The 11,420-nt window shown below is 69.6% G+C and carries 5 protein-coding genes and 1 tRNA gene; all 6 read right to left on the bottom strand.

Annotated features, from left to right (window positions below):
- Nucleotides 1-29 precede the first annotated feature (29 nt).
- Entirely contained in the window at nt 30-1,220 is a 1,191-nt protein-coding gene (locus ACGFYV_RS15440; protein WP_393878885.1) for a restriction endonuclease subunit S, read from the bottom strand.
- A complete protein-coding gene (locus tag ACGFYV_RS15435; RefSeq protein ID WP_393878884.1) occupies nt 1,213-3,696 on the bottom strand; it encodes an N-6 DNA methylase in 2,484 nt (827 codons plus the stop codon). Before ACGFYV_RS15435 ends, ACGFYV_RS15440 begins: the two co-directional genes overlap by 8 nt.
- 436 nt (nt 3,697-4,132) lie before the next feature.
- Nucleotides 4,133-4,206: transfer RNA gene (locus ACGFYV_RS15430), tRNA-Thr, on the bottom strand.
- A 108-nt stretch (nt 4,207-4,314) separates the two neighbouring features.
- Nucleotides 4,315-5,862 carry an alpha/beta hydrolase gene (locus ACGFYV_RS15425; RefSeq protein ID WP_393878883.1) on the bottom strand — a complete coding sequence of 516 codons (1,548 nt, stop codon included), beginning with the start codon at nt 5,860-5,862 and terminating at the stop codon, nt 4,315-4,317.
- 396 nt (nt 5,863-6,258) lie between these two features.
- A complete protein-coding gene (locus tag ACGFYV_RS15420) occupies nt 6,259-7,464 on the bottom strand; it encodes a DNA polymerase III subunit delta' (RefSeq protein WP_393878882.1) in 1,206 nt (401 codons plus the stop codon).
- A 262-nt stretch (nt 7,465-7,726) separates the two neighbouring features.
- Nucleotides 7,727-11,044, bottom strand: coding sequence for a dTMP kinase (tmk, locus tag ACGFYV_RS15415; RefSeq protein ID WP_393878881.1), 3,318 nt, complete (start codon nt 11,042-11,044; stop codon nt 7,727-7,729).
- Nucleotides 11,045-11,420: the final 376 nt, after the last annotated feature.

Genomic DNA, 11,420 nt, shown 5'->3' with positions numbered 1-11,420 from the left:
GTACGTGGGAGATAAGCGGGGCGGTCAGGCTAAGCGGAAGTTGAGACTCGGACCTTGCCGGTGAGCAGGTCGCCCAAGAGCGCCCTTCTCAATTCCTTGAGCTTGACGATCTCCTGGCTGATATGACGGCTCGCGCTTCCGACTTCTCCAACAGCCGTCACGGCTCGGCGTTGGGCACCCTCGCTGGGAATCGGAAACAACATCGCCCCGAAGCGATCGCCGCCAAGGTGGGCAATGCTCGTAGTCTTCTTGGCAATGTCTGCGAAAGCCCCCGTGTCGAGCCAGTACTTGAAAACGAGCCTGGCGAACTCTGGCAGTACTTCCGCAGGCCGAAAGCGAATCAGCGTGTTTTGGAAGAACATCCCCGGCGGACCGTCATATAGAGCAGACCGCCCTACTAGCTCAATACTTTGCCCCTCGTTAAGAAGGATGTCGCCAGGTTGGAGTTCGTAGCGCTCCTGCTCTACTGGATTAAAATTCATACTCAGCACGTCCGAGTAATCAATGAACCCATCGAACACATTTGCCACTCTCAAGTATGGGCGAATGAACTCGCCCTCGGAGTGTTCGGGAGAGCGCTGTCGACCTAGCCTTACTTCCCCAACTTCGTTGACCGGCAGCCATGTCGTATCGGGATCTTCTCGAAGGGCCGCCATTGTGCCGAGCAGTGTTCCACGAAACACTTTCGAAAGCTTGGCGATCTCAGCGTCAGCCCGCCGAATCTGTGCGTCGACCTCGTCGAGGATTTCGGCGATCCGCCGCTGCTCTGTCAGCGGTGGCAGGTTGACCTCGATCTTCTCGAAATCTCTGTACCGAACAGCCCCCCGCCGGTCTACGGACGCCTGATCATGCACCCCATACTCCATCAGCATCGCGTCGCTCTTGAGGAGGCGATACATGAACGTTGGATCGATCTCCGGCGAACACGAAAAGACGGTGTAGATCGGGCTAACGCATGCGATATCAACGATCCCCTGAAGGCCGATAGAGCCTTCCGCAAGGTGATTCGTCGCGTACGCGAACCATCCTCTTCGGACCAGCTTGTATCCCGAGATATCGTCACTATGGATCTGGCGGTTCTTGAAGTACTCGTCCGACCGGACAAGGCCGTGATGCTTCGTAGACGAGAGAACTACCGCCTCGTTCGAGAGGCTCCCTACCCGAATGCTCGACTCCTGAGTGACCTCTCCAAGAGCGACTCGCTTCCAGCCGTCACGCATAGCCCAGCTCCTCCAGGTACCCCCGCAGCCGCTTGGTCGAAGCCTCGCGTTCCTGTTCCAAGTCCTCCAAGGTCACCGCGTACTTCTCGCCCCAATTACGGAAAGTGTCCACTAGTGCTCGGCGGTCGGCGAGGACGAAGCGCGTCATGCGGGCGTAAAGGTCCGCGTTAAGGAACCTGAGAACTACTTCCTGCGCCTGTGCGGGGGTCAGCTCCTTCGCCGCACTGTGCAATTCGGTAACGAAGGACGCCTTGATGGCAGCGAGTTCGAGCTTCGCTTCCCGCTGCTTCTTCTTGAGCGCGGTCAGTTCCTTGGGAGGTAGGACCTGTGTCAGGTCGGACTCTTCCTCATCGCTCTCGTCCTCCCCGCTTCCCTCGCCTGCCTTGGACGTCTTCTTCGGCGGGGAGCCCGCCTTCACCTCTGCATTCACCTTTGCGACCAGTGCTTCCGCTGTCTCCAGCTGCTTCACATACGCTGGGATGAGCTCCGGGACCAACCGGTGCTCGCGCGCCTTGCGCATTGCGGCCCGATAGCGGGCCTTCGTCTTAGCATCGGCCTTGGCCGAGGGCTCCTCGAATGCCGAGGCAATGCTGCGGACCCAGCCGTCAATCAGGCCTTTGAAGTTCTTTGCCATCAGCACGTCGAGGTCGTTCTTCGCATCGAACCACCAGGCGGCAGCTGCTCCCGCCAACTGGTACCTGTCCAGCACGTCCACGGGCTCCAGTGCCGCCACGAAGGTAGTGAGCAGTTCCTCGCGCGTCTGCGACTTCTGCTGGTGCACAGGGAGCTTCGCGAGCTGACCGCGGTGTTCACCCCACCACGTATGGAAGGCACGACCAAGGACGATTTCACGTTCCTGCGCGAGCCCCGGGATACGCGCCGCCGTCGCCTCGTATCCCTCGGTCAAGAAGTCGACGTACCTGGGATCACGATCCCGCAGTCGGAAGAGGGCCCCTTCGGGCTCGATGCCGAATGCCTCAAACTGCGTCTTGCGCGCTGTGATCTCGCTCCTTGGCACGCCCCCGTACAGGTGCGCCCGCACGTCCTGCGGCTCCGGCACGGGCGTTGTATCCACATACCGCCGGATGTTGAGGTTGTAATCGTTCTTCGCCAGCTCAGTGAGCCCTACGACGCGGGCGAACCCGGCAATCTCGCTCCAACCCTCGTACGCGGAGACGATTTTCTCCGCGTGCTGGGCCTCCAGCAGGTTCTGAGTGCGTCCGGCGGTGACCTCCCGATCCGCGTTGATGAAGAGCACGCCCTCACGCCTCTCTTCGGGCGCACCATCACGGCCACGCAGGACAAGGATGCAGGCCGGGATCCCTGTGCCGTAAAAGACATTGGGGCCGATGCCGATGACGGCTTCCAGTCGGCCCTCCTCAATGATCTGCTTGCGGATCTTCTGCTCTTCGCCGCCGCGGAACAGCACCCCGTGCGGCATGACGGAAGCCGCGATGCCGTCCGCCTCCAGCACTGCCAATACGTGCTGGATGAACATGAGGTCGGCCTTCTTGCCTGACTCGGGCGTCCATCCGTACGCCATGCGCTCGGCGAACTTCATGCCCGCCTGACGGTAGTTCTGCGCGAACGGCGGGTTTGTGAGAATGCGGTCGAAGCGCTGGAGCTGACCGCCTTGTACATGCTGCGGATCGGCGAGGGTGTCCCCGTGGTGGATGACGCCGTCGGCGACGCCGTGCATCAGCAGGTTCATCCGGGCCATCGCCCAGGCGCTACCGTTGTCCTCCTGTCCGTACACCGACAGGTGTGACTCATCGCCGCCGTGGTCCTGCACATACTCCTTAGCAAGGATCAGCATGCCGGCCGAACCGCAGCACGGGTCGTAGACGGACATGCCCGGCTGCGGCTTGACCAGCTGGTTCATCATGCGGATGACCGAGCGAGGGGTGTAGAACTGGCCACCCTTCTTGCCGCCCTCGTCAGCGAACTCGCCAATCAAGTACTCGTAGGCGTGCCCGAGGAGGTCCGGGAACTCGAAGTCCTCATTGCTGAGCCGGTACTCGCTGAAGTGGTCGATGAGCTGCTGGATGACCGGCTTGGTCAGCTTGGTGTTGCCACCGCGGGACTCGGTGAAGCTGATGTACGAGAGCACCCCGTCGAGCGCCTGGTGGTTGTGATTCTCCAGCTGAGCAAGGGCCACGTTCAGGGCCTCGGCCGGCTCAGTCCGGGACTTGCCCACGATCGTGGACCAGCGGGACTCCTGCGGGACGTAGAACTCATGAGCCTTGTAGGCGCCTCGAGCCTCGGAGATCCGCTCCGCCTGCTCCTGGCTCTTCCCCTCTTCGACGAGCTTCTTGACCAGCGCTGCCTGCGCCACATCGAACTGATCGGAGGCGCGCTTCAGGAACAGCATTCCGAAGATGTAGTCCTGGTACTGCGCCGCGTCCATCTTGCCGCGCAAGATATCTGCGGCGGCATACAGATGCCGCTCCAGCTGCGGCAACGTGAGCTGTGCCACTCTCGTTTCTCCTCTTACTTCACGTCCCACAAGACATGCGTCCGGTGACAACCAGCCCACCCTAGGGCCTGGCTATGACATCTGACTCGTACAGCGCGTTCCGGGCCCCGCCTTCAGGCAGCGCAGCGGTCGACATTGAGGGCGGGCGCACCCGAGAAGTCACCCCTTGGTGAAGTCCCCCCTTATGGGAACCCCCCAACCGCCACGCCGTCGGCAGCCAAAGCGCACCGTCCTCCAGCCTCATCGCCACTGACTCGATGGTCCGCTGCCTGCACGCTTGCCCGTCCACCGCTCTGCACGTCCACTGCACGCGTGTCCACCGGTTGTCCACCGGCGCCCCTCAGCAACGGTTCTCGGACTGAGCCGTTACTGCGGCACAAGGCAAAGGACAAGGAAAAACCCCAGGTCACGGCGAGTGAGTCCTGGGGTTTCTCTGAGCCGCTTTCGGGATTCGAACCCGAGACCTACGCATTACGAGTGCGTTGCTCTGGCCATCTGAGCTAAAGCGGCACGCCGTCCGCACCATGGTGCGATCAGCAACGTCGGTAAGTCTACACAGTTTCCCGAGGTGCTTCGTACCGGCCCCGGGGCGGTGTGATCCGGGGCCGGAGGGGAGGGTCAGGAGCAGCGTTTGCCGTGGGGCGGCGGGGTGCCGTGGAGGAGGTAGGTGTTGATCGCCGAGTCGATGCAGGTGCTGCCGCGGCCGTAGGCGGTGTGGCCGTCGCCGACGTAGGTGAGCAGGCGGCCCGAGGAGAGCTGGGCGGCCAGGGCCTGGGCCCAGCGGTAGGGGGTGGCCGGGTCGCGGGTGGTGCCGACGACGACGATCGGGGCGGCGCCCTTCGCCACGATGCGGTGCGGCTCGCCCGTGGCCCGCACCGGCCAGTACGAACAGTTCAGCGTGGACCAGGCCAGGGTCTCGCCGAACACCGGGGAGGCCTTCTCGAACGCGGGCAGGGCCTTCTTCACCTGATCGGGACCGGTGAAGGACGGCGGCAGGTCCAGGCAGTTCACCGCCGCGTTGGCGCTCATCAGGTTGCTGTAGCCGCCGCTGGCGCCCCGCTCGTAGTAGCTGTCGGAGAGGGTGAGCAGACCGGTGCCGTCGTTGTCCTTCATGGCCGAGGTCAGCGCCTCGCGCAGCTGCCCCCAGGTGCCCTGGTCGTACATCGCCGCGATCACGCCGGTCGTCGCGAGCGCCTCGCCGAGCTTGCGTCCGCGCGCGTCGCCCGCCGCCAGGGGGTGGGCGTCGAGCGTGCGGAAGAAGGCCTTCAGGTGGTCGCCGACCTGGGTGGGCGTCGTCCCCCGGCCGCCGAGCGGGCAGTCGGACTGGCGCACGCAGTCCTTCGCGAACGCCTGGAACGCCGTCTCGAAGCCGGCCGTCTGCTCCAGGTTGAGCGTGCGGGCGTCGAGCGAGGGGTCCATCGCCCCGTCCAGCACCATGCGGCCCACCCGCTCGGGGAACAGCCCCGCGTACGTCGCCCCGAGGAACGTGCCGTACGACGCGCCCACGTAGTCCAGCTTCCGGTCGCCCAGCAGCGCCCGCAGGATGTCCATGTCCCGCGCGGCCTCGGCGGTGGAGACGTGCCGCAGCAGTCGCGCCGAGTGCGCCCCGCAGCTCTCCGCGAACTTCTTGTCCGCGCCGACCAGCGCGTTCGTCTCCTTCTGGTCGTCGGGCGTGACGTCCGTCTGCGTGAACGCGTCCATCTCGCGCCCGTCGAGACATACGACGGGCTCGCTGCGGGCCACACCCCTCGGGTCCACCGCGACCATGTCGTAGTGGGCGCGCACCTCGGCCGGGTAGCCGATGCCCGCGTACTGCTGGAGGTACTCCACGGCCGAGCCGCCCGGACCGCCCGGGTTCACCAGCAGCGAGCCGAGCGGCTTCCCCTCGCCGGTGGCCTTCTTGCGGGCGACGGCGAGCTTGACCTCACCCGAACCGGGCTTGGCGTAGTCGAGCGGCGCCTTCATCGTCGTGCACTGGAAACCGGAGACACCGCAGCCGCGCCAGGTGAGCTTCTGCGTGTAGTACGGCGAGAGCGACTCCGGCGTCGTCTGCGGCAGCGCGGCCAGCGCCGCCTGCGTCGTACCGCCCGTCGGCGTGCTCGCACTCGAACTCCCCGGGGAACAGGCGGAGATCAGCAGCGCGGCGGACGCGAGGAGGGGCGCCATGACGCGTGCCGTGGCGCGGGCGCGGGTCCGGCCCGTACGGGGTCCGGGGGCGGGGACGAGAGCGGGGGCAGGCAACAGCGCGGCGCCCGGGACGACCCGGGGCGACCAGAGTGTCCGGGGCGACCGGGGTGTCCGTGAAGGCCGGGCGGAGCGGCGGGGGGAAGGCCAGGTGTGCATCAGGCGAGCGTAACCCTGAGCGATGGACTGAATGCCGAACGTACGGACGGTGGCCTCGTACGGGGGACCCGTCCGTCAACCACCGTACGCTCCTTCACCCCATACGCGGGGCCCTGCCGCACAGGCGGCGTACGCGGGTCCCGCCGCACAGGTCTGCACGGGGCTCCGCCGCGTCTGCACGGTGCTCCGCCGCTCCGGCCCGGCTCACCCCACAGCCACCTACCCCGCCCGCAGAGCCATCGTCATCGCCTCGACGGCCAGCAGCGGGGCCACGTTGCGGTCGAGGGCCTCGCGGCAGGCGGCGATCGCCTCGATGCGGCGCAGCGTGGACTCCGCGGAGCCGGCGCGGGCGAGCCGCTCCAGGGCGTCCCCGGCGTCCTCGTTCGCGAGGGCTATGCGGGAGCCGAGCTGAAGGGCGAGGACGTCGCGGTAGAAACCGGTGAGGTCGCCGAGGGCGACGTCGAGGCTGTCGCGCTGCGTGCGGGTTCTGCGGCGCTTCTGCATGTCCTCCAGGTCCTTCATCACGCCCGCCGTACCCCGCGGCATCCGGCCGCCCTGGGCCGCGCCGAGCGCCGCCTTCAGCTCCTCGGTCTCCTTGCCGTCCATCTCCTCGGCGAGCTGCTTGGCGTCCTCCGAGGCCGCGTCGACCAGTTCCTGGGCCGCCTTGAGGCAGGCGCCGATATCGTCCAGGCGCAGGGGCAGCTTCAGTACGGCGGCGCGGCGCTCGCGGGCCGCCGGGTCGGTCGCGAGGCGGCGGGCCCGGTCGACATGGCCCTGGGTGGCGCGGGCGGCGGCCTCGGCGACCTGGGGCTCGATGCCGTCACGGCGTACGAGCATGTCGGCGACGGCGGCGACGGAGGGCGTGCTCAGGTTCAGGTGGCGGCAGCGGGAGCGGATGGTCGGCAGGACGTCCTCGATGGAGGGGGCGCACAGCAGCCAGACCGTGCGGGGAGCGGGCTCCTCGACGGCCTTGAGGACGGCGTTGGCCGACTTCTCGTTCAGCCGCTCGGCGTCCTCGACCAGGATGATCTGCCAGCGGCCGTTCGCCGGCGAGGTGAACGACTTACGGACCGTGTCCCGCATGTCCTTCACCAGGATCTCGGAGCCCACAGCGGCCACCGTGGTGACGTCCGCGTGGGTGCCGAGCAGCGCGGTGTGGCAGCCGTCGCAGAAGCCGCAGCCGGGCGTTCCGCCGAGGGCGCGATCGGGGCTCACGCACTGCAGGGCGGCGGCGAACGCCCGCGCCGCCTGGTTCCGGCCCGCGCCGGGCGGGCCCGTGAACAGCCAGGCGTGGGTCATCTTCGACGCCTCGGGCAGCGGCTCGTCCGCGGCGGCGGCCGTGACGAGCCGGTCGGCGTCCCGCGCGGCGGCCTCGAGCGCCGCGCTCACCTTCTCCTGCCCGACGAGGTCGTCCCACACGCTCATGGGTCACGCCGCCCTTCCGTCACGTTCCGTCCCTTCGCCACGTTCCGTCTTACGGGATCCATTGTGCGGGTGCGCACTGACAACGAGGACCGACAGCGAGGACCGACCGATGCGGAGGCGGGCGGCGGTGGCGACGGTGGCGGTGGCGACGACGGTGGTGGTGGTGGCGACGACGGTGGTGGCGGCGGCGGCGGCGGACGAAACAGAGCGGCGCCCGTCGAAGCCTCGATGTGCTCCGACGGGCGCCGCCCGATGTCCTGGCTCAGCCGCGCCGGCCCCAGCCCCTGCCCCGGCTGCCCGGGTCCTCGCCTCGGTCGCGGTACTCCCGCTCGTCGTACGAGCCGAGCAGCTCGTCCGCCAGCGACGGCAGGTCGTCCAGCGGGGTCTCCTCGGCCCAGTCGGGGCGGGGACGGCGGCGGGGCGTGCCGTCGGCACCGAGCTGGGGCATCTCGCGGGTGCGGTCATCGGAGCCGTCGGGGCCCGCGGGGGCCTGCTCGTCGCGGAAGAAGCCCTGCGGTATCCGGTCCGCCGGGACCTCGCCCCGGACAGGAGGCAGGACGGCGGTCTCGTCGGCAGCGCCCTGGACCACCGGCGGCAGCACCGTGGTCTCGTCCGCCGCGCCCGGAACCACCGGCGGCAGCACCGCGGTCTCGTCCGCCGCGCCCGGGGTGGCCGGCGGCTGCGGCAGCTCCGCCGTCACCTCGGAGGCGGAGTCGGCGCGCCCCCTGCCGGAGGCTGAGTCGGAGAAGGAGTCGGCGTCGGCACTGGGGCCGTGCTCCTCGCGCACCGGCCGCAGCACGGTCGTCCGGTCAGAGTCGGACTCGGACTCGCCCGTGCCCAGCGACACGACCGGAGTCGCGACCGTCTCCTCCGTGCCGGGCGAGACCACCGGGGTCGGTACGGTCACCGCGTCCTGGACCGCGCCCGGTACCGGCGGCTGGGGTGCGGCCGGGCGGCGGGCCGCCGCGTCGGCCGCCGATGCGGCCTCGGCCGCCTGCCGGCGGGCCTGCTCGGCGCGGACCAGAGCCTCTTCGGCCTTGCGCTGCTTCTCCAGACGCAGAGCCTCGGCCTCGGCGCGCAGCCGGGCCTCCTCCTCGGCCTGCTTGCGGCGCCGCTCCTCCTCGGCCCTGCGACGGGCGTCCTCCTCGGCGCGGGCCTTCTCCTCGGCGAGCAGGCGCTTGCGCTCCTCCTCAGCACGCCGGTGCGCCTCCTCGGCACGCCGCCTGGCCTCCTCCGCCTGCCGTTCGGCCTCGCGGCGCTGCGCCTCTTCGAGTTCGCGCTGCTTGCGCTCCTCCTCCTCGGCGCGCAGCCGGGCCAGCTCCTCCTGGCGCTCGCGCTCCAGGCGCTCTTCCTCGGCCTTGCGGGCGGCCTCTTCCTCGGCCTTGCGGCGCGCCTCCTCCTCGGCCTTCTTCCGGGCCTCCTCCTGCGCCTTGATCTCGGCGTCGGAGAGCGGCAGCACGATGTCGAGCCGGTGCCGGATCACGGTCGTCACGGCCTCGGGGTCCTGACCGGCGTCGACCACCAGGTAGCGGCCGGGGTCGGCGGCGGAGAGGGTGAGGAAACCGGACCGCACGCGCGCGTGGAACTCGGCCGGCTCCGACTCCAGGCGGTCCGGCGCCTCCGTGAACCGCTCGCGGGCCGTCTCCGGGGAGACGTCCAGCAGGACGGTGAGGTGCGGGACGAGCCCGTTGGTCGCCCAGCGGTTGATGCGGGCGATCTCGGTCGGGGACAGGTCGCGGCCGGCGCCCTGGTAGGCGACGGACGAGTCGATGTAGCGGTCCGAGATGACGACCGCGCCGCGCTCCAGGGCGGGCCGTACGACGGTGTCGACGTGCTCGGCCCGGTCGGCGGCGTACAGCAGCGCCTCCGCGCGGTGCGACAGGCCCGCCGAGGACACGTCCAGCAGGATCGAGCGCAGCCGCTTGCCCACGGGGGTGGCGCCGGGCTCACGGGTGAGCACGACCTCGTGGCCCTTGGCGCGGATCCACTCCGCGAGGGCCTCGGCCTGGGTGGACTTGCCGGCGCCGTCGCCGCCCTCCAGGGCGATGAAGAATCCGTTCGCCGCCGGGCCTGTGACCGGGTCGTCGCCGCCGAGCAGCGCGTCCTTGAGGTCCTGCCGCAGCGGGATCCCGGAGCGGTCGTCGACCTTGGCGAGCACCAGCACGGCCACCGGCAGCAGCAGCGCGCCGACCAGCATCAGCGTGAACGAGGCGCCACCGTGGGAGAAGACGAACCTGCCGTTCTCCAGCCGGTGCCGGCCGATGAGCCCGGCGACCACGGGGGCGATCAGCGCGCCGAGCGCGATGCAGACGCGGACCACCGCGTGCAGGTGCTCGGTGACCCGCGCCCTGCGGTACTCCTCGGTCTCCTGATCGAGCAGGGCGTGCCCGGTGTTCGCGGCGACACCCGTGGCGACACCGGCCAGCGTGACGATCAGCAGGACGGTGGTGACATCCGGGACCAGGCCCGCGGCCAGCAGGGCGATGCCGGCGAAGGCGATCGCGAGGGCGAGGAGCCGGCGGCGCGAGAGCGAGGGCAGCAGCGCGGGCGCCGTGCGGATGCCGACGCCGACACCACCGGTCAGGCCGAGCACCAGCAGGCCGTAGAGGACCGGGCCGCCGCCCAGGTCGGCGGCGTGCAGCACGCACACCGCGACGGCGGCCGCGATGGCACCGGCCACAGCGGCACAGGCGAGGACGAGCAGCGGAACCACGCCCGTACGGCCCTTGTCGACACCGGAAGCGGTGCGCGGGCGGCGCAGACCCTCCAGCGGGGACCGCGCGCGCGGGGTGCGGGCGCCGGGCAGTTCCAGGGCGGTCAGCACGGACAGGGACGCGGCGAACAGACCGGCCGCCACGTACGACGCGAGGGCCGCCTGGTGCTGGTCGAACCAGGTGACGCCGGTGCCGAGCAGGTTGTTGAGCAGGGAGGCGACGACCAGGGCGGCCGCCGCCAGCGGGATCGCCAGGAAGCCGGTGCGCAGCGCGAGGCGGCGCAGGGCGTCCAGGTGGTCCGGGAGCGGTCGTACCGTCGCGCCCTCCGGGGGCGGCGCGGGCAGCAGGGCCGGGGCCGCGCTCTCCCGGCACACCGTCCACAGCCGCTCGGCGACACCGGTGACGAACGCGGTGACCAGCAGGACGGTCAGCGCGTTGTCCGGGGTCCAGTCGATCCACAGGGGTGCGACGATCAGCAGCGCGGCGCGCAGCGCGTCGGCGCCGACCATCGTCCAGCGGCGGTCGAGCGGGCCGTCCTGGGCGGTGAGCGTGTTCAGCGGGCCCAGCAGGACCGCGCCGAAGAGCAGGGTGGCGAGGACACGAGCGGCGAAGACCGTCGCCACCGCGAACGCCACACCGCGGTAGCCCCCTCCGAACGAACCCTGCGTGATGGCCGCCTGAAGGACGAGGACGACCAGCACGAGCAGCGCCAGTGCGTCGCCGACCCCGCTCACCAGCTGTGCGCTCCACAGGCGCCTCAGCTCGGGTCGGCGCAGCAGGGAACGGACGGCGCGCTCGCGGGAATCCGCGACCAGGGCGTCGTCCGGTGCTGCGGTGGTGGCCGTTGGCTGCTCGGCTCGCGTCATGCGTTCAGCCTATCGGCAGCCACCGACACCAAGGCCCCGCTCTCGGGACCAGAGCCCACCCCGAGACCAAAGCGATGCCGGGGAGCGCGTGTCGCGGAGCTGGGGAGCGCGTGTCGCGGAGCCGCAGAACCGAACGTTCCACGGCTCCGGCCTCGCGCCACAGCGGGACCTCAGCCCTCAGCCGCCAGGCCTCAACCGTCAGCCCTCAGCCCGTCAGCTCTCGGCCGCCAGGCCTCAACCGCCACCCGTCAGCGGCTGGCCGTCGACCGCCGGCCCTCGGCCGCCAGGCCTCAACCGTCAGCCCTCAGCCCGTCAGCTCTCGGCCGCCAGGCCTCAACCGCCACCCGTCAGCGGCTGGCCGTCGACCGCCGGCCCT

The sequence above is a fragment of the Streptomyces sp. NPDC048297 genome (assembly GCF_043201585.1).
GTDB lineage: Bacteria > Actinomycetota > Actinomycetes > Streptomycetales > Streptomycetaceae > Streptomyces.
Note: the sequence above shows the minus strand (reverse complement) of the source record. Positions and strands in the feature narration are given on the sequence as shown.